Below are 26,659 nucleotides of genomic sequence, written 5' to 3'. Positions count from 1 at the left end.
CGGACCGGGGCAGGATGGTAGCCATGAAGCTCACGAAGAAGTCGCACGCCTGCGTCCGTCTCGAGAAGGACGGGCGCACGCTCGTCCTCGACCCCGGCGGGTTCAGCGAGCAGGACGCCGCGCTCGACGCGGATGCGATCCTCGTCACGCACGAGCACCCCGACCACTTCGACGAGGGCCGGCTGCGGGCGGCCATGGAGGCCAACCAGGCCGCCGAGATCTGGACCCTCGCCTCCGTCGCGGAACAGATCTCCGCCGCCTTCCCGGGCCGCGTGCACACCGTCGGCCACGGCGACACGTTCACCGCCGCGGGCTTCGACATCCAGGTCCACGGCGAGCTGCACGCCGTCATCCACCCGGACATCCCACGCATCACGAACGTCGGCTACCTCGTCGACGGCGGCAAGGTCTTCCACCCCGGCGACGCCCTCACCGTCCCCGACCACCCGGTCGAGACGCTGATGCTCCCGGTGCAGGCGCCCTGGAGCAAGATCTCCGAGGTCATCGACTACGTCCGCGAGGTCAAGCCGCAGCGCGCCTACGACATCCACGACGCCCTCCTCACCGACCTGGCCCGCCCCGTCTACGACCGCCAGATCGGCGGGCTCGGCGGCTCGGAGCACCTGCGGCTGACCCCGGGGGACTCGGCGGAGGTCTGAGGACCCGATGCCCGGCGGGCGGGCCGGCCGCGTTGTCAGACCGGCCCGGTAGGTTGTGAGGCATGCGCATTGCGACCTGGAACGTGAACTCGATCACCGCCCGCCTGCCGAGGCTCCTGGCCTGGCTGGAGAGCAGCGGCACGGACGTGCTCTGCCTCCAGGAGGCCAAGCTGGCCGAGGAGCAGTTCCCGTTCGACCAACTGCGCGACCTCGGCTACGAGGCGGCGGTGAACGCGACCGGCCGGTGGAACGGCGTGGCGGTGCTCTCCCGCGTCGGCCTCAAGGAAGTGGTCAAGGGTCTGCCCGGCGACCCCGGTTACGACGGCGGTGCGGAGCCCCGAGCCATCTCGGCGACCTGCGGCCCGGTCCGCGTCTGGTCGGTGTACGTGCCGAACGGCCGCGAGGTGGACCACCCCCACTACGCCTACAAGCTCCAGTGGTTCGAGGCCCTCAAGGCCGCTGTCGCCGGCGACGCGGCCGGCAGCCGCCCCTTCGCCGTGCTCGGCGACTACAACGTGGCCCCGACGGACGACGACGTCTACGACGTGGCCGCCTTCGAGGGCCTCACCCACGTCACCCCCGCCGAGCGCGCGGCCCTGGCGTCCCTGCGCGAGGCCGGCCTCTCGGACGTGGTCCCGCGCCCCCTCAAGTACGAGCACCCCTTCACCTACTGGGACTACCGCCAGCTCTGCTTCCCCAAGAACCGCGGCATGCGCATCGACCTGGTCTACGGCAACGCCCCGTTCGCCAAGGCGGTCACGGACGCCTACGTGGACCGCGAGGAACGCAAGGGCAAGGGCGCATCGGACCATGCACCGGTGGTGGTCGACCTGGAGGTGTAGAGCGTCGCCTCCAGCCCCTCTTCGGCCCGACGGACGTACGCGAGGCAGGCATTTCAGCCCGTCCGGCGTTTGAGGACGAGGCCGTTCAGGCCGAAGCGGGGTCCGGGGGCGCAGCCCCCAGGCGGTCACGGCACCAACGCACGCAGATCCACCGAGCGCGCCATCGCGGCGAGCCCCGCATCCCCCGGATGCAGATGATCCCCACTGTCGTAAGCAGGCAGCATCCGACCCGGCTGCCCGGGATCCCGCACCACCGCATCGAAGTCGAGCACGGCATCGAACACCCCGGCACCCCGGATCCACGCGTTCACCGCGGACCGCTCCGCTTCGACCGCAGCCGTGCACCGCGCCTCGCCCCCGCAGGGCAGGATCGTGGCCGCCAGCATCCGCAGGCCCCGCGCATGCCCCCGGTCCGCGATCTCCTGCAGCCCCGCGACGATCTGCTGCGCCGTGGTCTGCGCCCGCAGGTCGTTCACGCCCTCGAAGACGACCGCGGTGCGTGCCGAGGTCTGGGCGAGGACGTCGCGGTCGAACCGGTTCAGGGCGCTGACCCCGGCCATGTCCGTGGAGACCCCGTCACCGGGATACCGGTCGGTGACCACCCGGTTCCCGGAGATTCCCTGGTTGAGCACCCCATAACGCGGTACCCCACGCTGCTTCAGCAGCCGTCCGGCCAGCACGTCGGGCCACCGCCGGTTGGCGCCCGTGGTGGACTTGTCCCCGTCGGTGATCGAGTCCCCGAGCAGCACCACCGACCCCGGCCCACCGCCCACGTCCACACCCGTCAGCAGGGGCCACCTGGTCAGGGTCGTGGTGTACGCCGCCCCGGAGCCCTCCGCCGTATGGTCGCCCGCGGTGCTCACATACGACCGCTGCACCGCCAGCTGGTGCACGGGCGCAGCCGCCACCGGCCCGGGCAGATGGAAACTGACCAGCAGATTCGCATCCGAGGGCACCACGAAGCCGAGCGGATCGCTGAACGCCTGAGCCCCGGCCGGGATCTCGACCCCCGCCGCGCCCCGGAACGACAGCGGCACCGGCACGCCCCGCGCCGTAGCCCCCTCCTGCTGCACGGCCACAGTCGCGCCACCGATCCGTACCGGCGCCGCCGCGAAGGTGTTGTCGAACCGCAGCCGCACCCGCGACCCGCCCGCCGACGTGTGCACCACCAGCCGTACCGTCCGGTCACTCCACGGCCCCACGGCCCGGACACCGGAGGTCGCCGCCGCCCAACTGCCGGTCCAGCCCCCGCCCGAGGCTCGCACCGCCAGCGCGAAGACATGCAGACCGGCTGCGCGCGGCAGCCGCACGGAGGCGACCTGGAGCCCCCGGACCAGCGGCACGGTCACCACGTACAGCCGTGCCTGCTCGGTGAGTTGACCGCCGGGTGTGTTGATGTGCGGCAGTGCCACCGCCTTCGTGGCGAGCGGGCCGGCGCGCCAGTCGGGAGCGGTCAGCGCGTACGAGGAGCGGGTGCCGTCCCGGTACGAGACCGAGCCCGTGCCGCTCGCGCCGGCCCCGCCCGTGCCCGCCACCAGGAAGGCGAGCGCGTCGCCGCGTCCGCCGACGCGTACGGACTGTCCGTCGGCGAGTACGTTGTCCGGCTCGCCCGGCAGCCGCCGCGGCCAGGTCAGCCGGGCCCCCTGCACGGTGAGCGCGCGGCCGGGCGTCCAGCCCGCGGCCTGCAGGTCCTGTGCCGACAGGGAACCGCCGTAGCCGTCGAGGTTCGCCAGGCCCGGACGGGCGTTGTCGCTGACCGCGACGCTGTCGAAGAGCCGCTGCAGCGGCTGTGGTTGTGCCCTCTCGTCGGCAGCAGCTCCTGCCGACACGGCCGGCGCCAGGAAGGCGAACGAGACGATGGCAACCGCGAATCCCCGCACATGTCGACGCACGGCCGACTCCTCCCGCTCACCGGTGGGACGAAAGACGCATCGCGAAGCTAGAGAGACGTGAGGGGCCCGTCAACGAGCCATGCACGGAGTCGACGCGAAATCGACCCGAAGTGACCGCCCGCGCGCCTGTGGTGCGCACGCCGGTGCGAATGACACGCTGGGAGGTATGAAGATCCCTTTTCTGGGCCACCGGCATGAGAAGCACGGCATCCCCGACCCGGAGGGCATCGCCGAACTCCTCTCCGAGTGCGAACTCCTCCGCTCGCAGGCGTCCCAGGAGGGCGTCCAACTCGACGATTCCGCAGCCTCGTTGGAGGCCCTCGACCAGCTGCTGCCGCGCTGGCGGGACGACCCCGAGGTGCTGCACTGGCTCGGCAACGACGCGGGCCTCTATCTGGGCACCGTCATCGTGCGTACCGTGCCCGGCGCCGCCTGGGAGATCTGGCCGGACGGCCAGCCCGTCGTACGGCTCGCCTCGGGCCGCGAGTTCGACGTCGTGACCTCCGGGCACGAGTGGGCGGCCAGCGGGGTGCCCGAGCTCTCGCAGCTGTACGGGGAGGTCGCGGAGACATGAGGGGAGGGACCGACCTAAGATCGACGTAAATACGGCTTATGCCCGAAAAGTGCGTGTCGTGACGTAAGTCAACTCCCGTCCGGATAGTTTGCGGCAACCACGACACAGCTGAGAGTGAGTAGGGCTGCGAATGGCCGTCGATCCGCTGATCGAGCTGCATGACGTCAACAAGTACTACGGGGAGTTGCATGTCCTGCAGGACATCGACCTCACCGTCGGCAAGGGGGAGGTGGTCGTGGTCATCGGCCCGTCCGGGTCGGGAAAGTCGACACTGTGCAGGACGATCAACCGGCTGGAGACCGTCCAGTCAGGCACGATCCTGCTCGACGGGCAGCCGCTGCCCGAAGAGGGCAAGGCCCTCGCGCGGCTCCGCGCGGACGTCGGCATGGTCTTCCAGTCGTTCAACCTGTTCGCCCACAAGACCGTTCTGCAGAACGTCTCGCTGGGCCAGATCAAGGTCCGAGGGCGCAAGAAGGAAGAAGCCGACAAGCGCTCCCGCCGGCTCCTCGACCGCGTCGGACTCGCCGACCAGGCGCCCAAGTTCCCCGCTCAGCTCTCCGGCGGCCAGCAGCAGCGCGTGGCCATCGCCCGCGCCCTCGCCATGGAGCCCAAGGCGCTCCTGTTCGACGAGCCCACCTCAGCCCTCGACCCCGAGATGATCAACGAGGTGCTCGAGGTCATGCGGCAGTTGGCCCGCGACGGCATGACGATGGTCGTCGTCACCCACGAGATGGGCTTCGCCCGCTCTGCCGCCAACCGCGTCGTGTTCATGTCCGACGGCCGCATCATCGAGGACCGCGCCCCGGAGGAGTTCTTCACCGACCCGCACAGCGAGCGCGCCAAAGACTTCCTGTCCAAGATCCTCAAGCACTGAGCGACAGAGCCATGCCCGGCCGGCGGCAGCCGGAGATCACTGCTTGCGCAGCGGAATCGACACGTACGACGGGTCGTTCGCCGGCGAGGAGAAGGTCAGCTGAGCGCCGGACGGGTTGTGCTCGATGTAGAGCGGGTCGACCGTGTCGACGACCAGGGCCAGCCGGTGCCCTGCCGGGACGTCGTAGGCCGTGGAGAACAGATCCAGGTCGAGACCGAACGGCTCTCCGGGTGTGCGCCCGTGGAAGGTGTACGGCGCGTTGCTGACCAGCTTGCCGAGGCCGAGCGGCCCCACGTCGTAGAGATAGGCGACGAGGGTGCCGCTCTCCTTGGTCGGGGTGACCGTGGTGTGCAACTCGGCCGTACCGCGGATCTGCTGGGCGGCGGCGTACTTCTCCGACTGCCATACGGCGGCCCAGCGGCGGGGGAGCAGCGGGATCGAGGCCATCGGGGGCAGCTGGGCGATCTGGTCGAGGATGCTCGACAGGAAGACGATTCCGCCGTCCGCCCCCGAGTCGACGTTGGTGTGGATCGTGGTCGTGCCGCCGAGGGCGATCTTCCGCTCCGTCGCGGCGACCGACTTCCAGTCCGGGTAGCCCTCGTAGCCGCCCGTGGAACGGGACTTGAGCTGGACCGGCTCCTCACGGTTGATGCCGTTGTCCTCGCCCTTGAGGTAGTGGTCGAACCAGCGCTCGGTGTCGGTCCACACATCGTTGGGCAGGCCGAACAGTCCGGTCAGCTCGGCGGTCGCGTGGTCGCCGGGGCGGAACTCCAGTCTCTTCGGGCCGGTCAGCTTCTCGTAGAAGTTCGCGTACTGGTTGGGCGCGAAGATCGTGTCGCCCCAGGCGTTGGCCATCATGACCGCGGCGCCGTTCTTGTTCAGTTGGTCCACGTATGTTGCGGCCGAACGTTTCTTCCCCCAATTGATCATGTCCTGTTCCTTGGACAGGTTGGAGGCGTAGAAGTCGTCGAAGATCTGCCGGATTTCGGGGCTCTGGCGGCCGGTGACCAGGCTTGCGCCGTCCAGCAGGGCCGCGGCCTGGACGTGCTGGGTGCGGCCGGAGTAGATCGAGTCGATCAGGTCGGCCCAGCCGCTGAGGGAGGCGACCGCCTTGATCCGCTTGTCGTGCGCGGCGGCGATCAGGCTGATGCCGGCGCCATAGGAGACGCCCGCCATGCCGATGTGCTGCGAGTCCGCCGGGGTGTTGGCGAGAGCCCAGTCGATGACCTTGGACGCGTCGGCTATGTCCGGAGGCCCCGCCACTTCTATCTCCCCGCCGGACTGCCAGAAGCCCCGTACGTTGTAACTGACGACGATGTAGCCGGAGTCGGCGAGCTTCTGGGCCTGGGCGAGGTACTCGACCTGGGGCAGGCCCCAGCTCGTGGGGAGCACGAGCAGCGGGTAGCGGTGCGCGCCGTCGGCGCCCGCGGGCATGACGACGTTCGCCTTGAGGACGGTGCCGCCGTCGCCGGTGATGTCGACGAAGCGGACGGCGTCCGCGGCCTGTGCGGCGGGGGCGAGCCCGAGGGCGCCACCGGCGATCAAAGTCGCGGAGACGGCGCCCACGGCGGTCGTGCGCAGGGCCTTGCGATGGGTTCCCACGGGTCACTCCTCACTCGTGTCAGTGCAAAGTGACCAGACGGTAACCTCGCTCCTTTACTGGAGGTAACCCGTCGGTAAGTTACGTGCCAGTAACGATTGTTGGCATGTGAATGAATTCAGGAGGCACGGTGGGAGTTGCGCGGAGCGGCGGGTGTCGGCAGGGGTGCCTGTGCCGCGCGGGTCACGTCCGCGACGAGCTCGGCGACGTCCGGGCCGTACGCCTGTGAGTTGACCACCTTCAGCAGCAGGACGAACGTGTTGTCGCCGTACTTGCGGGCCAGTCGCTCGTGGTTGCGGGCGAGGTAGCGGGTCGCGGCCTGGTTGGTGATCGCGGTCTGGCCGCTGAAGAGGAAGACGGGGCGGGTCAGGCCGGGCTGTCCGGCAGTCAGCCGTGCCAGCAGCACGTATTCGGACAGGCCCTTCTCCATGCGGTAGCGCTCGCTGCCGATCTGGAACGCCAGCCGGTCCGGGCCCGGCTCCGGGTCGGTGTTCACGCGCACTCCGGGCAGCATGGCGTGCAGGTGGGCCGCCATGCGCCGGTTCGACCCCGGCCCGCCGACGCAGAACTCGGTCCGTTCGCCGAAGCCCTGCCGGGCCGCGTCCTGGGTGATCACCTCGGCATGTGCGCCGCAGTCCTTGATGAGCGCGGCGAGTTCCAGGAGCGCGAACACGTCGTAGCGGTGCACCGCGAGGTCCGGGCTGCCTGCGTCGCGGTTGACGACGAGCAGCGACTCGGAGTGGTCGGGCAGCCCGAAGAACGCCTGTTTGCGGCGGAGTTTCCGCTTCCACAGGTAGGTACGGGCCAGCCAGCCGAGTGCGGCACTGATGCCCGCCGCGACCACGCCCAGGACGATGTTGCGCACGTCGTCATTCATGGGCGCGCATGCTAGCGGGCCGATATGGCTGGTACGTACCGGTGTTCGATCCATGGCATTCGTATGACAGCAGCCGGAAGGGGGCTGTTGGGGCCCCGGAGATGCGGTTACGCTGCGCGGACGTCCCTGACTGGAGGTACGGATGCGTCGCCCTGTCGCGCGGAAACTCTCGATCCTGGCGGTCTCTGCCGCCGTGTTGTCGGTCGGGGCGGCAGCACCGCCGACCACGGCGACGACGACACCGCAGAAGGTGCCCGTCGCCGTCGGCTACGGCGGCGCCGTCGCAAGCGTCGACGCGGACGCCTCCGCCGCCGGCATCGAGGTCCTGAGGAAGGGCGGCAACGCGGTCGACGCGGCCGTCGCCACCGCGGCTGCGCTCGGCGTCACCGAGCCCTACTCCTCCGGCGTCGGCGGAGGCGGCTACTTCGTCTACTACGACGCCAAGTCCCGTACGGTGCACACGATCGACGGCCGCGAGACCGCGCCGCTGACTGCCGACTCCCACCTCTTCGTGGAGAACGGCAAGCCGCTCGCCTTCGCCGACGCCGTCAGCAGCGGCCTGAGCGTCGGCACGCCGGGCACGCCCGCCACCTGGCAGACGGCGCTCGACAACTGGGGCAGCAGAAGACTCGGCACGGTGCTGAAGCCCGCCGAGCGGATCGCCCGAGACGGCTTCACGGTCGACGACACCTTCCGCTCGCAGACCGCCTCCAACGAGACCCGGTTCCGCTACTTCCCGGACACGGCCAAGCTGTTCCTGCCGGGCGGGCAGCTCCCGGTGGTCGGCTCCACCTTCAAGAACCCCGAACTTGCCAAGACTTACGAGGAGTTGGGCAGGAAGGGGGTCGGCGCCATCTACGACGGCGACCTCGGCGACGACATCGTCCGCACCGTGAACAAGCCGCCGGTGGACCCGAGTTCCGGCTGGAACGCCCGCCCCGGCAAGCTGTCCGACAAGGACCTCGCGGCCTACCGCGCCAAGCTCCAGGCGCCCACGAAGACCTCGTACCGCGGACTCGGCGTCTACTCCATCGCGCCCTCCTCCTCCGGCGGCACGACCGTCGGCGAAGCCCTCAACATCCTGGAGAAGACGGACCTTTCGAAGGCGAGCGAGGTCCAGTACCTGCACCACTACATCGAGGCCAGCCGGATCGCGTTCGCGGACCGCGGGCGCTGGGTCGGCGACCCCGCCTTCGAGGACGTACCGACGAAGGAACTGCTCTCGCAGAAGTACGCCGACTCGCGGGCCTGCCTCATCAAGGACGACGCGGTGCTGACGAGCCCGGTGGCGCCGGGGGATCCGCGGAACCCTGCTGCGTGCGCATCCGGCGGTACGGCGGCGCCGACGACGTACGAGGGTGAGAACACCACGCACCTGACCGTGGCCGACAAGTGGGGCAACGTCGTCTCCTACACGCTGACCATCGAGCAGACCGGCGGCAGCGCGATCACCGTGCCCGGCCGTGGGTTCATCCTCAACAACGAGCTGACGGACTTCTCCTTCACCCCGGCCAACCCGGCCGTGCACGACCCGAACCTGCCCGGTCCGGGCAAGCGGCCGCGGTCCTCGATCTCGCCGACGATCGTGCTCGACAAGCACAACAAGCCGGTGGTGGCGCTCGGTTCGCCCGGTGGGGCGACGATCATCACCACCGTGCTGCAGACGCTCACCGAGTTCCTCGACCGCCATCTGCCGCTTGTCGACGCGATCGCGGCGCCGCGGGCCAGCCAGCGGAACGCTGCGCAGACTGAACTGGAGCCCGCGCTCTACAACGACACCGGTGCCGGGAGTCTGCGGGCGCAGCTGGAGGCCATTGGGCACTCGTTCAAGTTGAACCCGGAGATCGGTGCGGCGACCGGTGTGCAGCGGTTGCCGAACGGCGAGTGGCTGGCGGCCGCCGAGAAGGTGCGGCGGGGCGGGGGCTCGGCGATGGTGGTGTATCCGGCGCCCTAGTCGTCTGCGGGTGCGTGGGGGCTGGTCGCGCCCACGCGGCGGAGCCGCATATCGATACAGCCCCGCGCCCCTTTCGGGGCGCTCAGGCCCCGCCTGGTCATTACAGTTCCGGGGCGATCGGCAGGTCCTCCGTCCGGAACGCCAGCCGTCCCTCCTCGACGTCCACCGTCACCCGGCCGCCCTCCCCGACCCGCCCGTCCAACAGCAGCCGCGACAGCTCGTTGTCGACCTCGCGCTGGACGGTGCGGCGCAGGGGGCGGGCGCCGTACTCGGGCTGGTAGCCGCGTTCGGCGAGCCAGTTGACGGCCTGGTCCGTGAACTCGACCGTGACGCCCTGCGCCTGCAGCAGGCGGCGGGTCTTCTCCAGCAACAGGTCGGTGATCTGCCGCAGTTGGTCGCCGGTGAGCTGGCGGAAGACGACGATCTCGTCGATGCGGTTGAGGAACTCCGGCCGGAAGTGCTCGCGGAGCGGCCTGAGGATCTGCTCGCGCCGGGCCTCCTCGTCGGCGTCGGCACCACCCGCCCCGAAGCCGATGCCCGCGCCGCGCCGGGTGATCGCCTCGGAGCCGAGGTTGCTGGTCATCACGATGACCGTGTTGGTGAAGTCGACTGTGCGGCCCTGGGAGTCGGTGAGACGGCCGTCGTCGAGGACCTGGAGCAGGATGTTGAAGACGTCCGGATGCGCCTTCTCCACCTCGTCCAGCAGCAGGAGCGAGTACGGGTGGCGGCGGACGACCTCGGTGAGCTGGCCCGCCTCCTCGTGGCCCACGTAGCCGGGCGGGGCGCCCACCAGGCGGCTGACGGTGTGGCGCTCCTGGTACTCACTCATGTCCAGGCGGACCATGCGCTCCTCACTGCCGAAGAGGGCCTCCGCGAGGGCGCGCGCCAGTTCCGTCTTGCCGACCCCCGTCGGGCCGAGGAAGAGGAAGCTGCCGATCGGCCGGTCGGGGCTGGCGAGTCCCGCGCGGGAGCGCATGACGGCCTCGGCGACCACGGCGACGGCCGCTTCCTGCCCGACGACCCGCTTGTGGAGGTGCTCCTCCAGTCCGAGCAGCTTCTCCTTCTCCTCCTGGGTGAGGCTGGCGACCGGGATGCCCGTCTGCCGGGACACCACCTCGGCGATCGCCTCGGCGGTCACCTCCAGCTGCCCCTCGTCGGCCTCGTCGCCGCCCGTGGCGTCCGCGATCCGCTTCTTCAACTCGCCGATACGGTCGCGCAGTTGCGTCGCCTGCTCGTACTGCTCGTCGGCGACCGCCTGGTCCTTGTCGCAGGTCAGCTGCTCGACCTCGCGCTCCAGGGCCCGTACGTCGGTGCCTTTCGTCCGTGCCCGCAGCCGTACCCGCGCGCCGGCCTGGTCGATGAGGTCGATGGCCTTGTCGGGCAGGCGGCGGTCGGTGAGATAGCGGTCGGACAGCTCCACGGCGGCCACCAGGGCCTCGTCGGTGTAGCGGACCTGGTGGTGGGCCTCGTAGCGGTCACGCAGGCCGCGCAGGATCTCGATCGTGTCCGGTACGGACGGTTCGGGCACCAGGATCGGCTGGAAGCGGCGGGCCAGCGCCGCGTCCTTCTCGATCCGGCGGAACTCCTCCAGGGTGGTGGCGCCGACGATGTGGAGTTCGCCGCGGGAGAGCGCCGGCTTGAGGATGTTGCCGGCGTCCATCGCCCCGCCCTCGCCGCCTGAGCCGGCTCCGACGACCGTGTGCAGCTCGTCGATGAAGACGATCAACTGGTCCGAGTGCGTGCGGATTTCGCCGACGATGTTGTTGAGGCGCTCCTCGAAGTCACCGCGGTAGCGGGTGCCCGCGACCACACCGGTGAGGTCCAGGGCGACCACCCGCCGCCCGATCAGTACGTCGGGCACGTCCCCGTCGGCGATGCGCTGCGCGAGCCCCTCCACGATGGCGGTCTTGCCGACGCCCGCGTCACCGATCAGCACCGGGTTGTTCTTGCCGCGCCGCGACAGCACCTCGATGGTCTGCTCGATCTCGTCCTCCCGGCCGATCACGGGGTCGATACGGCCCTGCCGGGCCAGCTCGGTGAGGTCGCGGCCGTACTTGTCCAGGGTGGGCGTGCCGGTGGCGCGTGCGTGCTCGGTACGGGGCTGTGCGGTGTCCGGTGCCTCGGGCGGCAGCCCGGCGGGCGCGAAACGGGCCGAGTGGAGGATGTGCCCGGCCGCCGAGTCGGGGTTCGCGGCCAGGGCGCTGAGCACATGCTCGGGGCCGATGTAGCCGGCGCCGCTGGCCCGCGCCAGGTCGTGGGCGTCGAGCAGGGCCCGCTTGACTGCGGGGGTGAGGGAGAGCGAGGTGGGCGGGGGAGCTTCCTCCGCTGTGTGCTGGACCGGGCCGGAGCGTTCGTCGATCTCCGATGCCAGCGAGTCGGGATCCGCGCCGGCCCGGCTGAGCAGACTCCGGGTCGGCTCGCTGGCCAGCGCGGCCCGCAGCAGATGCTGGGTGTCCAGGTCCCGGCTGCCGTGCTCGGCCGCGTACTGGGCGGCCCCACGGACCAGTTCCCGGGCGGGCTGACTGAGGAGCCTCCCTATGTCGATCTGCCGGGGGCCCGGGCGCGGGCCGCTGAAGAAGCGGGCGAGGAATTCTCCGAAGGGGTCGTAGCCCTCGGGGCTGCTGAAGCCGCTGGTCATGGCCTTCCCATCCGGCGTCCCTGCGGGGCCCGGGACGCCCTCGCTGATCGACGTGCCGCAGTCGGGTAACCCGGGTGAGAGCCGGTTACACCTTGGCGCACGCCCATAGAACACCTTCGCACGAAGGGTGGCCCGGGGCACCTCCAGCGCCTGCCCGGCACGTCTTCCTCAGCCGTTCGTCCGACGGCCCCCACGGTCGGCGGACGGTGCGCCGGGGCGCAGCATCTGGCTTGTGGCCAGGTCGCGGTAGAGGGGGTTGTGGGCGAGCAGTTCCTCGTGGTCGCCGGCTGCGACGCTGCGGCCCTCATGGAGTACGACGATGCGGTCGGCGTGCTGCACGGTCGAGAGTCGGTGGGCGATGACCAGCAGGGCGCATTCCTGGGCGATCTCCTTCATCACGGTGGTCAGCGCGGCTTCGTTGATCGCGTCGAGATGCGAGGTGGGCTCGTCCAGCAGGAGCAGCGCGGGGCGGGCGAGCAGGGCGCGGGCCAGGGCGACGCGTTGGCGTTCGCCGCCCGAGAGGGTGCTCCCGCGTTCACCGATGACGGCGTCCAGGCCGCCGGGCAGCCGGTCGACGAGTTCCTCCAGCCGGGCCAGCGCGAGGACCCGCCGTACCTCGGCCTCCGGGGCGTCGGGGACGGCGTAGGTGATGTTCTCCCGCAGGGTGCCGTGGACGACATGGGTGTTCTGGTCGACCACGGCGATGCGCCGGCGGCAGGCGTCGCGGCCGAGCTCGGTGGCGGGCCGCCCGTCGAACAGCACGGCCCCCGAGTCGGGTTCGTAGAACCGCGCGACGAGCGCGAAGACGGTGCTCTTGCCCGCGCCCGAGGGGCCCACGAGGGCCACCTGCCGGTGGTGGGGCACGGTGAAGGACACACCGGAGAGCACCCGACGGCCCGGAGCGTAGCCGAACCGGACGTCGTCCAGCGCGAGCGCGGGCGAGCCGGGTGCCGCGGGTGAGACGGGCCGGGGGAGGGGGCGGTCCTGCGCGACCAGCGGGTCCGTTTGTTCGGTGGGGAGGCGCAGCGCCTGGTCGACGCGCCGGTAGGCGCCCATGCCGCGCTGGATCAGTCCCACCGCGTGGAAGACGGAGGAGAGCGGCATGACCAGGTACGAGGCGTACAGCAGGAACGCGACGAGATCTCCGAGGGAGCCGGCGTGACCGCCGACGCGCAGGCCCCCGACGACGAGGACGACGAGGAAGGAGCCCTGGACGGCGAGTTCGACGGCGGGACTCATGACGGACGCGAGCCGCGCTGTGCTCACCCCCGCCTCGTACGCCTCCTCGACCCTGGCCCCGATGCGGGCCGCCTCGCGATCCTCGGCGCGGTGCACCCGGACCATCGGCAGGGCGCCCAGCGCCCGTTCCAGGTCCGCGGCGACCGCGCCGACCGAGTCCTGCATACGCTCGGAGGCGCGCCGGATGCCCTGGAGCAGCGAGGTGACCACGGCTGCCGCCACGGCCACGGTGAGGGCGACCAGAAGCAGCAGCAGCGGGTCGAGCCACGCCATCAGGACCAGCGCCCCGGCAGCGACGAGGCTTCCGGTCACCAGGTCGACGAGCGCCTGTGACACGACCTCGCGCAACAGGGTCGTGTCCGCGGTGACCCGGGAGACGAGGTCGCCGCTGCGGTGCCGGTCGTACTCCCGCATCTCCAGCCGGAGCAGACGTCCGACCAAACCCATGCGGAGCTGCCGTACGACACCCTCGCCCATCCGCTCCAGCAGGAAGCGCCCCACCGACCCGATGGCCGCCTCGACGAGGAACAGCGCACCGAGGAGTGCCAGCAGTGGCCAGAGGACCTGTCCGCGGCCACCCGCGTCCACAGCGTGCCGGGCCACGAGCGGCTGGGCCAGCCCCAGGGCGGAGCCGGCCAGTGTCAGAGCGGTGGCCGCGGCCACCGCGGCCCGGTGCCCGCCGGTGAGCCGGAACAGCGTGGCCACGGCCGCGCGGGTCGACCGGTCCTCGCCAGGGGGCTCGTCCGGCGCCGTACCGCTGCTCACCGGTGCGTCGGCTCGACGGCCAGCAGCCGGGCGAAGTAGCCGTCCGGTACGCCCTCGCCGACGGGGCGGCCCTCCGTCTCGATCCAGGCATGCGCGGTGAAGGGTGGGACGACACGGACCCCGGCGCACCATGTGGGCCAGGTCCCCCGGAGCCGGCACAGCAGCGCGGCCCCCAGTGAACGCGGCAGGCACCCCTTCGGCCCGGTGCAGCGCAGGCTGACGGCGCACATGGCGTCCCGGGCGGCCTGGGCCTGCACAGTGGTGGCGGGCGTCGCCCCGTGGCGCAGGACACCCAGGACGGCACGGATGCGCCGGGGCGGCAGCAGAGCGAGCACGACGGCGGGGAGCAGCATGAGGCGGGCGGCCAGGCGGAGGCCCAGGGACACACCGGTGGGGCGCTCCAGCGCGCTGGGTGTCGTCATGAGGCCAGCCCCGCCTCGCGCAGGTGACCGACCAGCACCTCGACGTCCTGCTGGGCCTGCGCCCGGTCGATGTCGAACTCACGGACCAGCGCGGCGGCCGCGTCCGTCTCCTCGCCGCCGTCCAGCAGCGTGCGGACCACCAGGGTCGCGGTCGGGTTCAACTCCCAGTAGGTGCCGGCCCGTTCGTCCAGCAGAACGGTGCCGTAGTCGGTCTCGGCCGTGGAGATGTGTGCGTCGAACCGCAAGGGCATGTGCTCGCCTTTCTGACGCGGTGGGGATTCTCAAGGGGTGCGGGCACGGCTGCGGGAGCGTCCCCGCAGCCACACCTCGGCGGCGATGGTGGAGTAGAGGATGGCGTCGGACAGGCCGGGAGAGGCGGGCCGCCGGGCGAGGCGGCGCAGCTCGGCGCCGTCCACCAGGCCGAGCCGGGCGAGGTGGGAGTCCTCCCACAGCGCCAGCAGGTCGGCGCGGTGATCGCGCAGGCCGTTGGCGGCGTCCATCGAGGCCGCGGCCTTGGTGGTGCGCCGCAGGCACTCCTCGGGCACCCGGCCGCTCATCGCGGCGGTCAGCACCGGCTTGTACGCCCACGGGGTGACGCGCTCGCCGGGCCGTACGGCCAGACACGCCTCGATGACACGGTCGTCGAGGAAGGGCGAGGCCATCGGCAGACCGGCGCGGGCCGCCATCGCGTCCCACTGGCGGATGACGCGCGTGGTCGAGCGGATCTGCTCCAGGTCCGTGTGCATCCCCCGGTCCGGGTGCAGCGGTGCCACCTTCGCCGCGGCGTCGAGCAGCGCCCGGCGTGCCAGCCGCTCGGCGTCCTGTGTCACCCAGCCGAACAGCCGCGGTGCCATGCCCCAGCCCAGCCCCGTGGCCACGGAGGAGGAGGGCGACGGGTCGCGCAGCCGGGCCGCCGCGTCGGCGAGCCACCTGCCGTACGGACGGGAGTCCGCCAGGGCGCTGACGGTGCCGCCGAGCGGCCAGCGCCACAGGGCCCGGAACCCGCGCAGCTGCCGCAGGGCGAACAGCGGACGGGTGCGCACCAGCCGGTGGTAGTAGGCCTCGGAGCACCAGGCCACGTGGTCGCCGCCGATGCCGGTCAGGTGGACCCGGCTGCCGCGTGCGGCGAGGGCCGGCAGGTGGTGCAGGGCCCGGGAGCGGTCCATGACGCCGATGGTGGGCTCGTCGAGGAGGTCGTCGATGCCGAGCAGGTCCTCGTAGACCAGGGGTGAGGCGTCCGCGTCCCAGATGACGTGCTCGACGTCCGGGAGGTGCCGCGCGGCCAGCTCGGCCCAGTGCAGGTCGGTGTCCGCCGGATCGCGGCCCGGCCAGGTGCTGGCCACCACGCGGGCTGGGGAGCGGTCGGCGAGGAAGCAGACGGAGGTGGAGTCCAGCCCGCCGGACAGGTCGCAGCTGACCACGCCGCCCTGCCGGGTCCGCGCGTCGACGGCTTCCTGGAGCGCCGTCCGGATCAGCGGCGCCGACTCGGCGAGGGAACGGACCGGCTCCGGCGGGGTCCACCAGCGGGTGTGCCGTGCGGAGCGCCCGTCCGCGGCGACGATCACGGCGTCGTGCGGGGGCACGGCGGTGACCGGGCGCCACAGGGAGGTCTCGAACAGGGGGTACGGGGCCGGCCACAGCAGCCGGACGGCGAGCTCCTGGGGATCGGGGTCGAGGTCGAGGGCGGCGGCGAGCGTGTCGGCGCGGCTTGCCGCCACCCGTACGCCGTCGATCTCCGCGTGGAAGACCAGCCGCAGGCCCGAGGCGGTGCCCTGCACCCGGATCCGCCCGTCGAGGGCGGCGACGAGGTGGAAGCTGCCGGGGAGGGAACGGGCCAGCGCGTCGAGCTCCGCGAGGTCCCTCAGCCGTGCGGCCCTGCGGCGCAGTTCGTCCGCCTCGACGGGACAGCAGCCGATGACCGCGAGGGCGGCGTCACCGGCGCTCGCCGTGACGATCTCGTCGTCGTGCCAGTGGCCGACCAGCCACGGCCGGCCTGAGGAGTGGGTGAGGGTGCGGCTGCCGGGCGGGGCGAAGGAGCGGGCCACGGCGGCCGCGTCCTCGTGGTCGGTGAAGACCGCGAAGTCCGCGTCGCCGGGGCCCGTCCCCGCACTTGCGTGCAGTTCAGTCATGACGTCGGATCTGCGCCGTCGCCCGTCAGTTCTTGCTCAGGATCAGCCGGTCGTTGCCGTGCTCTCCCAGGAGCCCCGTCTCCTTGCGGAACGTACCGAGCCGGACGAGTGTCGGCGCTTCGTATGCCTTCTTCATGACTACTCCTCACTGCGGTGGTGTCCCAGACCCCGGGTGGGGAGTGGGCGCAGGACCAGCTAGCTGCCGAACGTGAAGAAGGGGCAAGACGCAGCGTGAAAGTATGACGGTATGAAAAAGCAGATGCCTCTGGTCTGACGTCGGCGCACGTGCCTGGCGTGAGGGGGGTACGACTGTTCGCAATTTGCCGTACGCATGCGTGAAGAAACGTTCCCATCTGTGCCTCGCTCTGACCGGCGCGCACCGCGCACAGAATCCGGGAAGGGAGCCGCCGGAGCGCGCGGCCCGGTCGGCACGCACCATGTTCGGTGTGGGCGGGGTCATGGTGGCTCGCTCAGAGAGCTTCCCTGGCGGTGAGGATCCGGGGGCCGTCCTCCGTGATCGCCACCGTGTGCTCCACGTGTGCCGCGCGTGAGCCGTCGTTCGTGCGCAGGGTCCAGCCGTCCGCCGCCGCGTGGTAGTCGTCCCGGCCGCCCGCGATGAGCATGGGCTCGATGGCGAGGGCCATGCCCGCGCGCAACGGGAAACCGCGGCCGGGGCGGCCCTCGTTGGGTACCCCCGGGTCCTCGTGCATACGGCGCCCGATGCCGTGTCCGCCGAACCCGTCCGGGATGCCGTAGCCCGCCGCGCGGCACACCGAGCCGATCGCGTGCGCGATGTCGCCGATGCGGTTGCCGACCACTGCCGCCTCGATGGCCGCCGCAAGTGCCTGTTCCGCCGTCTCGATCAGCCGTACGTCCGCCGGGCGCGGCTCGCCGACCACGAAACTGGTCGCCGAGTCGCCGACCCAGCCGCCCAGTTCGGCGCCGCAGTCGATGGAGACCAGGTCGCCGTCGCGCAACCGGTAGCCGGTCGGGATGCCGTGCACGATCGCGTCGTTCACCGAGGCGCAGATGACGGCGGGGAAGGGGACGGGGGCGAAGGAGGGGCGGTAGCCGAGGAACGGGGAGGACGCTCCCGCCTCGCGCAGCACCCCGCGGGCCACCTCGTCCAGCTCCAGCAGGGAAACACCCATGTCGGCGGCCTTTCGTACGGCCGTCAGCGCGCGCCCGACCACCTGCCCCGCCTCGTACATGGCGTCGATCGATGTGTCTGTCTTCAGCTCCACCATGCCAATTACTATACCGGTATTAGAATGACGGCATGGTGCGCACCCCTCTCACCCCCGAAGAACGTGAACGCGGCGAGCGGCTCGGCCGACTGCTCCGCGAGGCCCGCGGCGGACGGAGCATGACGGACGTCGCGGCGGACGCCGGAATCTCCGCGGAGACCCTGCGGAAGATCGAGACGGGCCGGGCTCCGACGCCGGCCTTCTTCACGGTCGCCGCACTGGCCCGAGCGCTCGGCCTGTCGATGGACGAACTCGCCGGGGCCTGCGCACCGGTCGCGGTGTGAGTTCCCCAAGAGCTGCCCACGCGCTCGTCACGTTCCGGCAGGCAGGGCGTACTCTGCGTTCCGTCGGAAAACTTCTCGTAGCGCTCCTGTAACACGGCTCGTGTTGTCTAACGGACCGGAGTGCTCCGGTCTGGCGGGAGTTGGGCGATGGCTGTGGATCAACTCCCGGGCCGGGTACGGGAGTTCGTGAACTACCTGAACGGCCTGCTGGCGCGCCTGGATCAGGGCGGCGGCTGGTGCGCCGTCTTCTGGCAGCGCGACCCCGACGGCATGCGGGCCTGTCTCGAGGGCCGTGAATTGCCCCCCTGGGACGTGCTCGAGGCCCTCCTGCAGGACCTCGCCGCGGAGTACGGTCCGGGCGCCGCCGCCCAGGAGAAGGAGCATGCCCGCGGGCTGCACACCGCAGCGCTCGCGGCGCACGACGCCCGGCCCGGCGGCCGGGACGCCCTCGGTGACCGGCTCGACGTCATGCTCCGCGAGCAGCGCTACGCCGCCGAACGCCAGGCGGAACTGGGCCACCGGCTCGCCTCCGCCGCCACCCGGCAGGAGGCCGACGCACTCCGCCTCGACCTGGCCTGGGCCCGCGACGACCACGAACGGGCCACCGCCCGCTGCGCCGAACTCCGGGCCCGGATGGCCGACTTGGACAGCCGCACGGCAGACGGCCGGGCGGCGGCGATCCGCCGGGCCCGCATCGCGGAAGGCGCGGTCTACCGCATCGACAGGGAGTTCACCCCCGACGAGCCACCGCCGACCGACACCCCCTCGGACGACCGCGAGACCCACAACCCGGCCTTCCCGCACCAGCGCGGCTCGTACGACCCCGGCCCCGCAGACGGGCAACAGGGGCCGTACGAGACCAGCACCCCGGCCGGCACACCGCCGCCGGACACGCACGGCGGTGGCCCTGCGTGGGCCCGGAACGAGCAGGCCGCCCCCTACGAGGCTGCTGCCTCCGGTGCCGGGCGGCCGTACGAACCGCACGGCCGTGGTCCTGCGGGGGCGCACGGTGGTTCGTACGAGCGCGGTGGCATGGACGGGTTGCAGGGTGGCCCGTTTGAGGCGGCTGCTTCCGGTGCCGGGCGGCCGTACGAACCGCACGGCCGTGGTCCAGCGGGGGCGGGGCAAGGCTCGCACGGCTCGCGTGCGGTGGGGGCGCGCGGTGGCGTGGATGGGTTGCGCGGCGGTCCGTTTGAGGCGGGTGCCCCCGGTTCGGCGAGGCCGTACGAGTCGTATGGCCGTGGTCCCGCAGGGGCGGGGCAAGACGTGCGGGACTCCGGTGCTGCAGTGGCGCGCACAGGTGCCGCAGACGGGCTGCGTGGCTCCTACGAGTCCGGCGCCCGTGGGGCGTCAGAGCACCGTGGCCCGTTCGAGGCGGCGCGTCCTGTCTCGTACGACGGCGGCTTTCCGAGCGCGCCCCAGCCTGACGCACACACGAATCCCGCGGACGGCCCGGGTCCCTCCGGCGCGGCACAGCCCGCCCCTGAACCCCCCGCCCCCAAGCAGCGCAAGCGCCGTCGAGGCAGTGCCCGGTTTGCCGGGATGGTCGAGGAAGAGGCCGCTCCCGTAGTCGTGCCGCCGACCGATGCATCCGTCCTGCCCACTCCGAAGGCCACCGGCCGTACCCCGCGCGGAGCGCGGTTCGCAGGCGCTGCCGAGGTGGCGGAGCGGTCGCAGCAGCCGGAGGCCGAGCCCTTGGACACGGCAGGGCCGCGGGAGGTCGTCGGGGCCGTCGAGCGGCTGGTGCAACTGCGTGCCGAGGGGCGCAGCGGCGAGGCGCATGCGCTGCTCGTCGACGCCGCCCACTGGCCCGCCGCCCGTTTCCCGCTGCTCGCCGCGGAACTGCAGCGCGCCGGGCTCGGCGCCGACTGGGCTTCCCTGCTGTGGGAGGCCGCCTCGCTGCCCGCCGACCGGCTCGTGGCCGCCGCGGACGCCCTGGTCGCGGCCGGGCGCGGGAAAGACGGCGAGCAGATCCTGCGGCAGGGCGTCGCCCGCCCCGCCACCGAGATCGGGCGGGCCGTCCTGGATCTGGCCGGCGAAGGGCGCGACCGCGAGGTGCGCGCGCTGCTCGACGCATACGTCCGCGTCCGCACCCCCGAGGAGGCGGCCCGCAGCGCCGAGCCCGACCCGCGGGCTCTCGTCCCGCTGCTCCTGGAGGCGGCGCAGGGCGTTTCGGAGGAGCGACACTGGGATCTGGTGCACGCTCTCCGGGTCGCCGGCTTCACCGCCTGACACACCCCCTCCACCCGTCCCACCGGCCCCTCCGCTCCTCCACCGGAGTGCGAAACGTGATCGACTCCGCGGGTTAACGGCGATGGTCTTGGCAAGGCTCTCCCGGAGGCTTACGTTCATCCCTCTACGGCCTGTTCTACGGGCGTAGAGGCTCTGACGACCCGCCGAAGGAGCAGCTCATGGCCAACGTCGTACGTGCCGCTCTGGTCCAGGCCACCTGGACCGGCGACACCGAGTCCATGGTGGCGAAACACGAGGAGCACGCCCGCGAGGCGGCCCGACAGGGTGCGAAGATCATCGGGTTCCAGGAGGTCTTCAACGCTCCCTACTTCTGCCAGGTCCAGGAACCCGAGCACTACCGCTGGGCCGAGCAGGTGCCCGAGGGGCCGACCGTGAGTCGTATGCAGGATCTCGCCCGCGAAACAGGCATGGTGATCGTCGTGCCGGTCTTCGAGGTCGAGCAGTCCGGCTTCTACTACAACACCGCCGCCGTGATCGACGCCGACGGCACCTTCCTCGGCAAGTACCGCAAGCACCACATCCCGCAGGTCAAGGGCTTCTGGGAGAAGTACTACTTCAAGCCCGGCAACGTCGGCTGGCCCGTCTTCGACACGGCGGTCGGCAAGGTGGGCGTGTACATCTGCTACGACCGCCACTTCCCGGAGGGCTGGCGCCAGCTCGGCCTCAACGGCGCCCAGTTGGTCTACAACCCGTCGGCCACCCACCGCGGCCTCTCCTCCTACCTGTGGCGGCTGGAGCAGCCCGCCGCGGCCGTCGCCAACGAGTACTTCGTCGCCGCGATCAACCGGGTCGGGGTCGAGGAGTACGGCGACAACGACTTCTACGGCACGTCGTACTTCGTCGACCCGCGCGGCCAGTTCGTCGGTGACACCGCGAGCGACAAGACCGAGGAACTCCTCGTCCGCGACCTCGACTTCGACCTGATCGAGGAAGTGCGGCAGCAGTGGGCGTTCTACCGTGACCGACGACCCGACGCCTACGAAGGGCTGGTGCAGCCGTGACCGACCTCTACGCCCGCCACAGGTCGGTCCTGCCCGACTGGCTCGCCCTCTACTACGAGGAGCCGCTGGAGATCACGCACGGCGAGGGCCGGTACGTCTGGGACTCGGACGGCAACAAGTACCTCGACTTCTTCGGCGGCATCCTCACCACGATGACCGCGCACGCGCTGCCCGAGGTCACCAAGGCGGTGAGCGAGCAGGCCGGGCGGATCCTCCACTCGTCCACGCTCTACCTCAACCGCCCGATGGTCGAACTCGCCGAGCGGATCGCCCAGTTGAGCGGCATCCCGGACGCCCGTGTCTTCTTCACCACCTCCGGCACCGAGGCCAACGACACCGCCCTGCTGCTCGCCACCACCTACCGGCAGAGCAACACCGTCCTGGCGATGCGCAACAGCTACCACGGCCGCTCCTTCAGCGCGGTCGGCATCACCGGCAACCGCGGCTGGTCCCCGACCTCGCTGTCACCCCTCCAGACGCTGTACGTCCACGGCGGCGTCCGCACCCGCGGCCCGTACGCCTCCCTCAGCGACGACGACTTCATCGCGGCCTGCGTCGACGACCTGAAGGACCTGCTCGGCCACACCCGCCCGCCCGCGGCCCTGATCGCCGAGCCCATCCAGGGCGTCGGCGGCTTCACCTCCGGGCCGGACGGTCTGTACGCGGCCTTCCGCGAGGTCCTCGCCGAGCGCGGCATCCTCTGGATCGCCGACGAGGTGCAGACCGGCTGGGGCCGCACGGGCGACAACTTCTGGGGCTGGCAGGCACACGGCCAGAGCGGCCCGCCGGACATGCTCACCTTCGCCAAGGGCATCGGCAACGGCAGCTCCATCGGCGGTGTCGTCGCCCGCGCCGAGATCATGAACTGCCTCGACTCCAACAGCATCTCCACCTTCGGCGGCACCCAGATCACCATGGCGGCCGGCCTCGCCAATCTCACCTACCTGCTGGAACACGACCTGCAGGGCAACGCCCGGCGCGTCGGAGGGCTGCTCATCGAGCGGCTGCGGGCCGTCGCCGCCCAGGTCCCGCACGTACGCGAGGTGCGCGGCCGCGGCCTGATGCTCGGCATCGAGCTGGTGAAACCGGGGACCGACGAGGCCGACCCGGACGCCGCGTCCGCCGTCCTCGAAGCGACCCGCGCGGACGGGCTGCTGATCGGCAAGGGCGGCGGCCACAACACCAGCGCCCTGCGTGTCGCCCCACCCCTGTCCCTGACGGTCGCGGAGGCCGAGGAGGGCGCCGCGACCCTCGAACGCGCTCTGAGGAGCCTTACGCAGTAGTGCGCTGAGCAAGGGAAGACCGCCATGACCACCACCTTCGGGACCCTCGAACCCGCCCTGTCGGTGCGCCAGGTGCTGACCCTGGAACGGGTCCTCGCCGGGGAGCCCGAGGTGGTGGCCGGCGCGGCCCAGCTCGACCGGCCCGTGCGCTGGGTGCATGTCGCCGAGGCGCCCGACGTGGGCGTCATGCTCAGCGGCGGCGAGATGGTCCTCACCACCGGCGTGCTGCTCGCCGGCGACGAGGAGAAGCAGGCCGAGTACATCCGGTCCCTGCACCGCGCCGAGGCCGCTGCCGTCGTGCTCGGCCTCGGGCGGGCCTTCCCCTCCCCGCCGGACGTGATGCGCCGGGTCGCCGAACGCTGCGGGCTGCCGATGATCGTCCTCCACCGGCCCTTCCCGTTCGCGGAGCTGACGGAGGAGGTCCAGGCCCGGCTGGTACGGCGGAAGTTCGCCGCCGTGAGTCTTTCGGAGTCCGTCCGCACGGCGCTCACCGGACTCATCACCGCTGGCGCCCCCCTGCAGCGGCTCCTCGACGAGATCGCCCAGCACAGCGCCTGCCCGGTCGTCGTCACCAACCTCGCCCACCGCGTCCTCGCCACCGCGGGGGAGCGGCCCGCCGTGGACGACGTGCTGCGCGACTGGGAGCGCATCGCCCGGCAGGCCGGCGGCAGCGAGGGTGACGGCTGGATCCGCGCCGAGCTCGGCGGGCGCGGCGAGCGCTGGGGGCAGATCATGCTCTGCGGCTACCGCGGCGACACCGCCACCGGACGCCTCCTCGCCGACCGGGCCGCCGAGGCCCTCGTCCTGCACCGCATGCTCGGCGGCACCTCGGCCCACACCTGGGAGGAGCAGTCCGCGCAGAGCCTGCTCACCGACCTGGTCAGCGGGGTCGTACCGGCCAGGCAGCTGCTGCCACGCGCGCGTGCCGCCGGACTGCCGGTCAACCGGCGCACCTTCGTACCGCTGGTGGTACGGGACGCCGATCTCGCCCAACTGGACCGCGTGCTGCGCCTGTTGGGCCTGTCGGGACTCGTCGCGGAGCTCGCCGACGAAGCCACCGCCGTGCTCCTCAGCCTCGCCCGCGACCAGGACGCGGCCGCCCTCACCGCGCACTTCGCGGCCCGGCTGCGTACGGAATCGGGGTCGACGAAGACCGTGGTGGCCGCCGCCGACCCGCGCACCGCCTGGGACGACGTGCCCGCCGGACTGCGCGAGGCCCAGCACGTCGCCGACGCCGTGGCGGACTCCTCGGCCGCCCTCGACCTCCCGGCCGTCGTACGCCTCAAGGACGTACATCTGCGCGGCCTGATCCGGCTGCTGAGGGACGATCCGTATGTGCAGTCGTTCGCGGAGCGGGAGCTGGACGGGCTGCTGTGCTCGGCCGACGAGGACCTGCTGTCCGTGCTGCGCACCTATCTCGCCACCGGACGCAACAAGTCCCGCACCGCCCAGCTCCACCATGTCTCCCGGCCTGCCCTGTACCGCCGCCTGGAGGCCATACAGGGTCGCCTCGGTGTGGACCTCGACGACTTCGAGCAGGCCGCCTCGGTGCACATCGCGCTCCTCGCGCACGACGCGCAACAGGGCTGAAACATGCCACGACCTGGGAAAACGGCGGTGAAACATGAGCTCGGGAAAGGGTGACACCGTGGCACGCCGCACGCCCGCAGACGTGACAGCGTGCAACTCAACGCCCGTTTTCGGACTTCCTAGTCTTCTCGCACACCGAGCGACCGGAGGTCCCGATGAGCAGAGTGATTCGTGCCGCCCTCTTCCAGACCGCGTGGACGGGCGACAAGGAGTCGATGATCCAGGTACACGAGCAGGCGGCCCGCGACGCGGCCGCGCAGGGTGCTCAGGTCCTGTGCTTCCAGGAGCTTTTCTACGGGCCCTACTTCTGCCAGGTCCAGGACAAGGCGTTCTACGAGTACGCGGAAGCGATCCCGGACGGCCCGATCGTCAAGCGCTTCCAGGCCCTCGCCAAGGAACTGGGCATCGTCCTGATCCTGCCGATGTACGAGGAGGAGCAGCCCGGCGTCCTCTACAACACGGCCGCGGTGATCGACGCGGACGGCTCGTACCTCGGCAAGTACCGCAAGCACCACATTCCCCAAGTCCCGGGATTCTGGGAGAAGTTCTACTTCCGCCCCGGCAACGCCGGCTGGCCCGTCTTCGACACCAAGGTCGGGAAGATCGGCGTCTACATCTGCTACGACCGCCACTTCCCGGAGGGCTGGCGGGCGTTGGGGCTCGCGGGTGCCGAGATCGTCTTCAACCCGTCGGCCACCTCGCGCGGCCTGTCCGCCTATCTGTGGCAGCTGGAGCAGCCGGCGGCGGCCGTCGCCAACGAGTACTTCGTCGGCGCGATCAACCGGGTCGGGGTGGAGGAGCTGGGCGACAACGACTTCTACGGCACGACGTACTTCGTCGACCCGGAGGCGCAGTTCGTGGGCGAGGTGGCGAGCGACAAGGAGACCGAACTCGTCGTCCGCGACCTGGACCTGGCCAAGCTCCGCGAGGTCCGCGACCGCTGGCAGTTCTTCCGAGACCGCCGCCCGGACGCGTACGGCCCGCTCACGGCGCCGTAACCAGCCGACGGGCAGTCCCTGCGCCCTGAAAGGGGCGCGGGACAGCGTCCATATGCGGCTCCGCCGCGTGGGCGCGACCAGCCACAGACGACCGTCACTTTTTCGACAACCGAACGGAGCGTGAACCCATGGTCGGCCGTACCGTCATCCGCGGCGGTCTCGTCATCACCGCATCCGACGAACTCCACGCCGACGTCCTCATCGAGGACGGCCGCATCGCCGCCATCGCTGCCGCCGGCACTTCCGCCGCCGAGGCCTGGACGGCCGAGCGGACCATAGACGCCACCGGCAAGTACGTCATCCCGGGCGGCGTCGACGCCCACACCCACATGGAGCTGCCGTTCGGCGGCACCTTCGCCTCCGACACCTTCGAGACCGGTACCCGGGCGGCAGCCTGGGGCGGTACGACCACGATCGTCGACTTCGCCGTGCAGAGCGTCGGCCACTCCCTGCGTGAGGGCCTCGACGCCTGGCACGCGAAGGCGGAGGGCAACTGCGCGATCGACTACGGCTTCCACATGATCATCTCCGATGTGAACGAGGGCACGCTCAAGGAGATGGACCACCTCGTCGAGGAAGGCGTCACCTCCTTCAAGCAGTTCATGGCCTACCCCGGCGTCTTCTACAGCGACGACGGCCAGATCCTGCGCGCCATGCAGCGCTCCGCGGACAACGGCGGCCTGATCATGATGCACGCCGAGAACGGCATCGCGATCGACGTGCTGGTGGAACAGGCGCTGGCCCGCGGCGAGACCGACCCCCGCTACCACGGTGAGGTCCGCAAGGCCCTGCTGGAGGCCGAGGCCACGCACCGCGCCATCAAGCTCGCACAGGTGGCGGGCGCCCCGCTGTACGTCGTGCACGTCTCGGCCATGGAGGCAGTGGCCGAGCTGGCGCGGGCGCGCGACGAGGGTCTCCCCGTCTTCGGCGAGACCTGCCCGCAGTACCTCTTCCTGTCCACCGACAACCTCGCCGAGCCGGACTTCGAGGGTTCGAAGTACGTGTGCAGCACGCCGCTCCGCCCCAAGGAGCACCAGGCCAAGCTGTGGCAGGGCCTGCGCACCAACGACCTCCAGGTCGTCTCCACCGACCACTGCCCCTTCTGCTTCGTGGGCCAGAAGGAACTCGGCCGCGGGGACTTCTCGAAGATCCCGAACGGCCTTCCGGGTGTCGAGAACCGCATGGACCTCCTCCACCAGGCCGTCGTCGAGGGCCACATCTCCCGACGCCGCTGGATCGAGATCGCCTGCGCCACCCCGGCCCGTATGTTCGGCATGTACCCGAAGAAGGGCACGATCGCGCCCGGCGCCGACGCCGACGTCGTCATCTACGACCCGAACGCCGAGCAGGTGCTGTCCGTCGAGACGCACCACATGAACGTCGACTACTCGGCCTACGAGGGCAAGCGGATCACCGGCCGGGTCGAGACGGTCCTCTCGCGCGGCGAAGTCGTCATCAACGAGCGGGAGTACACGGGACACGCCGGCCACGGTGTCTACACCCCGCGCTCCACCTGTCAGTACCTCAACTAGGAGTGG

The 26,659-nt window shown here is 71.2% G+C and carries 22 protein-coding genes; 12 read left to right on the top strand and 10 right to left on the bottom strand.

The window, feature by feature from the left end:
• The first annotated feature begins 23 nt into the window (after nt 1-23).
• Complete coding sequence (locus IH68_RS0142205; protein ID WP_030947082.1) at nt 24-659, top strand: MBL fold metallo-hydrolase; 636 nt, start codon at nt 24-26, stop codon at nt 657-659.
• A 62-nt stretch (nt 660-721) separates the two neighbouring features.
• Nucleotides 722-1,501, top strand: a complete 780-nt coding sequence (locus IH68_RS0142200; RefSeq protein ID WP_030947080.1) for an exodeoxyribonuclease III — start codon at nt 722-724, stop codon at nt 1,499-1,501.
• Between the two features lie 125 nt (nt 1,502-1,626).
• Here IH68_RS0142200 and IH68_RS0142195 read toward each other — a convergent pair whose 3' ends face one another.
• Nucleotides 1,627-3,393 (bottom strand): SGNH/GDSL hydrolase family protein, encoded by a 1,767-nt coding sequence (locus IH68_RS0142195; RefSeq protein WP_051833988.1) that lies wholly within the window; start codon nt 3,391-3,393, stop codon nt 1,627-1,629.
• Nucleotides 3,394-3,559: 166 nt separating this feature from the next.
• Here IH68_RS0142195 and IH68_RS0142190 point away from each other — a divergent pair, with 166 nt between their 5' ends.
• Both IH68_RS0142190 and IH68_RS0142185 read left to right on the top strand, forming a co-directional pair.
• The gene (locus IH68_RS0142190; protein ID WP_030947073.1) at nt 3,560-3,967 is read left to right on the top strand and encodes a DUF6278 family protein; all 408 of its coding nucleotides are present in this window, start codon (nt 3,560-3,562) and stop codon (nt 3,965-3,967) included.
• Between the two features lie 130 nt (nt 3,968-4,097).
• Nucleotides 4,098-4,841, top strand: a complete 744-nt coding sequence (locus IH68_RS0142185; RefSeq protein ID WP_030947069.1) for an amino acid ABC transporter ATP-binding protein — start codon at nt 4,098-4,100, stop codon at nt 4,839-4,841.
• Between the two features lie 36 nt (nt 4,842-4,877).
• Here IH68_RS0142185 and IH68_RS0142180 read toward each other — a convergent pair whose 3' ends face one another.
• Both IH68_RS0142180 and IH68_RS0142175 read right to left on the bottom strand, forming a co-directional pair.
• Nucleotides 4,878-6,443 (bottom strand): CocE/NonD family hydrolase, encoded by a 1,566-nt coding sequence (locus tag IH68_RS0142180; protein WP_030947066.1) that lies wholly within the window; start codon nt 6,441-6,443, stop codon nt 4,878-4,880.
• A 116-nt stretch (nt 6,444-6,559) separates the two neighbouring features.
• Nucleotides 6,560-7,318: a hypothetical protein gene (locus tag IH68_RS0142175; RefSeq protein WP_030947064.1), complete on the bottom strand. Its 759-nt coding sequence runs from the start codon at nt 7,316-7,318 to the stop codon at nt 6,560-6,562.
• 142 nt (nt 7,319-7,460) lie between these two features.
• On the opposite strand from IH68_RS0142175, the gene ggt reads away from it, so the two are divergent.
• Entirely contained in the window at nt 7,461-9,272 is a 1,812-nt protein-coding gene (gene ggt / locus IH68_RS0142170; protein WP_030947061.1) for a gamma-glutamyltransferase, read from the top strand.
• Nucleotides 9,273-9,372: 100 nt separating this feature from the next.
• On the opposite strand, the gene IH68_RS0142165 is transcribed toward ggt, so the two are convergent.
• From IH68_RS0142165 to map, 7 genes are all read right to left on the bottom strand, one after another.
• Complete coding sequence (locus tag IH68_RS0142165; RefSeq protein ID WP_030947059.1) at nt 9,373-11,910, bottom strand: ATP-dependent Clp protease ATP-binding subunit; 2,538 nt, start codon at nt 11,908-11,910, stop codon at nt 9,373-9,375.
• Nucleotides 11,911-12,078: 168 nt separating this feature from the next.
• Complete coding sequence (locus IH68_RS0142160; RefSeq protein ID WP_030947058.1) at nt 12,079-13,914, bottom strand: ABC transporter ATP-binding protein; 1,836 nt, start codon at nt 13,912-13,914, stop codon at nt 12,079-12,081.
• Nucleotides 13,911-14,336 carry a lasso peptide biosynthesis B2 protein gene (locus IH68_RS0142155; protein ID WP_030947056.1) on the bottom strand — a complete coding sequence of 142 codons (426 nt, stop codon included), beginning with the start codon at nt 14,334-14,336 and terminating at the stop codon, nt 13,911-13,913. Before IH68_RS0142155 ends, IH68_RS0142160 begins: the two co-directional genes overlap by 4 nt.
• Nucleotides 14,333-14,587 carry a lasso peptide biosynthesis PqqD family chaperone gene (locus IH68_RS0142150; RefSeq protein WP_030947054.1) on the bottom strand — a complete coding sequence of 85 codons (255 nt, stop codon included), beginning with the start codon at nt 14,585-14,587 and terminating at the stop codon, nt 14,333-14,335. The genes IH68_RS0142155 and IH68_RS0142150 overlap by 4 nt, the downstream gene beginning before the upstream one ends.
• 30 nt (nt 14,588-14,617) lie before the next feature.
• Complete coding sequence (locus tag IH68_RS0142145) at nt 14,618-16,465, bottom strand: lasso peptide isopeptide bond-forming cyclase (RefSeq protein ID WP_030947052.1); 1,848 nt, start codon at nt 16,463-16,465, stop codon at nt 14,618-14,620.
• 25 nt (nt 16,466-16,490) lie between these two features.
• The gene (locus tag IH68_RS55810; protein ID WP_107057622.1) at nt 16,491-16,601 is read right to left on the bottom strand and encodes a keywimysin-related RiPP; all 111 of its coding nucleotides are present in this window, start codon (nt 16,599-16,601) and stop codon (nt 16,491-16,493) included.
• Between the two features lie 334 nt (nt 16,602-16,935).
• A complete protein-coding gene (map, locus tag IH68_RS0142135) occupies nt 16,936-17,712 on the bottom strand; it encodes a type I methionyl aminopeptidase (RefSeq protein ID WP_030947050.1) in 777 nt (258 codons plus the stop codon).
• Nucleotides 17,713-17,744: 32 nt separating this feature from the next.
• On the opposite strand from map, the gene IH68_RS0142130 reads away from it, so the two are divergent.
• From IH68_RS0142130 to hydA, 7 genes are all read left to right on the top strand, one after another.
• Entirely contained in the window at nt 17,745-17,996 is a 252-nt protein-coding gene (locus tag IH68_RS0142130) for a helix-turn-helix domain-containing protein (protein ID WP_030947047.1), read from the top strand.
• 147 nt (nt 17,997-18,143) lie between these two features.
• Complete coding sequence (locus IH68_RS0142125; protein ID WP_030947044.1) at nt 18,144-20,228, top strand: hypothetical protein; 2,085 nt, start codon at nt 18,144-18,146, stop codon at nt 20,226-20,228.
• A gap of 179 nt (nt 20,229-20,407) precedes the next feature.
• Nucleotides 20,408-21,250, top strand: a complete 843-nt coding sequence (locus tag IH68_RS0142120) for a nitrilase-related carbon-nitrogen hydrolase (protein WP_030947041.1) — start codon at nt 20,408-20,410, stop codon at nt 21,248-21,250.
• Nucleotides 21,247-22,533 (top strand): aspartate aminotransferase family protein, encoded by a 1,287-nt coding sequence (locus tag IH68_RS0142115; protein WP_030947038.1) that lies wholly within the window; start codon nt 21,247-21,249, stop codon nt 22,531-22,533. The genes IH68_RS0142120 and IH68_RS0142115 overlap by 4 nt, the downstream gene beginning before the upstream one ends.
• 24 nt (nt 22,534-22,557) lie before the next feature.
• Nucleotides 22,558-24,123, top strand: coding sequence for a PucR family transcriptional regulator (locus IH68_RS0142110; RefSeq protein WP_030947033.1), 1,566 nt, complete (start codon nt 22,558-22,560; stop codon nt 24,121-24,123).
• Between the two features lie 155 nt (nt 24,124-24,278).
• A complete protein-coding gene (locus IH68_RS0142105) occupies nt 24,279-25,121 on the top strand; it encodes a nitrilase-related carbon-nitrogen hydrolase (protein WP_030947030.1) in 843 nt (280 codons plus the stop codon).
• Nucleotides 25,122-25,249: 128 nt separating this feature from the next.
• Complete coding sequence (gene hydA, locus IH68_RS0142100; protein ID WP_030947028.1) at nt 25,250-26,653, top strand: dihydropyrimidinase; 1,404 nt, start codon at nt 25,250-25,252, stop codon at nt 26,651-26,653.
• The last annotated feature ends 6 nt before the right edge of the window (nt 26,654-26,659 follow it).

Source organism: Streptomyces sp. NRRL S-646, from assembly GCF_000720765.1.
GTDB lineage: Bacteria > Actinomycetota > Actinomycetes > Streptomycetales > Streptomycetaceae > Streptomyces.
Note: the sequence above shows the minus strand (reverse complement) of the source record. Positions and strands in the feature narration are given on the sequence as shown.

Bases quoted from the DNA above. Each gene is read 5' to 3' on its own strand.
- IH68_RS0142185 (WP_030947069.1), top strand. From the start codon at position 4,098: ATGGCCGTCGATCCGCTGATCGAGCTGCATGACGTCAACAAGTACTAC.
- hydA (WP_030947028.1), top strand. From the start codon at position 25,250: ATGGTCGGCCGTACCGTCATCCGCGGCGGTCTCGTCATCACCGCATCC.
- ggt (WP_030947061.1), top strand. From the start codon at position 7,461: ATGCGTCGCCCTGTCGCGCGGAAACTCTCGATCCTGGCGGTCTCTGCC.
- IH68_RS0142190 (WP_030947073.1), top strand. From the start codon at position 3,560: ATGAAGATCCCTTTTCTGGGCCACCGGCATGAGAAGCACGGCATCCCC.
- IH68_RS0142175 (WP_030947064.1), bottom strand. From the start codon at position 7,318: ATGAATGACGACGTGCGCAACATCGTCCTGGGCGTGGTCGCGGCGGGC.
- IH68_RS0142150 (WP_030947054.1), bottom strand. From the start codon at position 14,587: ATGCCCTTGCGGTTCGACGCACACATCTCCACGGCCGAGACCGACTAC.
- IH68_RS55810 (WP_107057622.1), bottom strand. From the start codon at position 16,601: ATGAAGAAGGCATACGAAGCGCCGACACTCGTCCGGCTCGGTACGTTC.
- IH68_RS0142130 (WP_030947047.1), top strand. From the start codon at position 17,745: ATGGTGCGCACCCCTCTCACCCCCGAAGAACGTGAACGCGGCGAGCGG.
- IH68_RS0142205 (WP_030947082.1), top strand. From the start codon at position 24: ATGAAGCTCACGAAGAAGTCGCACGCCTGCGTCCGTCTCGAGAAGGAC.
- IH68_RS0142145 (WP_030947052.1), bottom strand. From the start codon at position 16,465: ATGACTGAACTGCACGCAAGTGCGGGGACGGGCCCCGGCGACGCGGAC.
- IH68_RS0142200 (WP_030947080.1), top strand. From the start codon at position 722: ATGCGCATTGCGACCTGGAACGTGAACTCGATCACCGCCCGCCTGCCG.
- IH68_RS0142165 (WP_030947059.1), bottom strand. From the start codon at position 11,910: ATGACCAGCGGCTTCAGCAGCCCCGAGGGCTACGACCCCTTCGGAGAA.
- IH68_RS0142125 (WP_030947044.1), top strand. From the start codon at position 18,144: ATGGCTGTGGATCAACTCCCGGGCCGGGTACGGGAGTTCGTGAACTAC.
- map (WP_030947050.1), bottom strand. From the start codon at position 17,712: ATGGTGGAGCTGAAGACAGACACATCGATCGACGCCATGTACGAGGCG.
- IH68_RS0142105 (WP_030947030.1), top strand. From the start codon at position 24,279: ATGAGCAGAGTGATTCGTGCCGCCCTCTTCCAGACCGCGTGGACGGGC.
- IH68_RS0142110 (WP_030947033.1), top strand. From the start codon at position 22,558: ATGACCACCACCTTCGGGACCCTCGAACCCGCCCTGTCGGTGCGCCAG.
- IH68_RS0142155 (WP_030947056.1), bottom strand. From the start codon at position 14,336: ATGACGACACCCAGCGCGCTGGAGCGCCCCACCGGTGTGTCCCTGGGC.
- IH68_RS0142120 (WP_030947041.1), top strand. From the start codon at position 20,408: ATGGCCAACGTCGTACGTGCCGCTCTGGTCCAGGCCACCTGGACCGGC.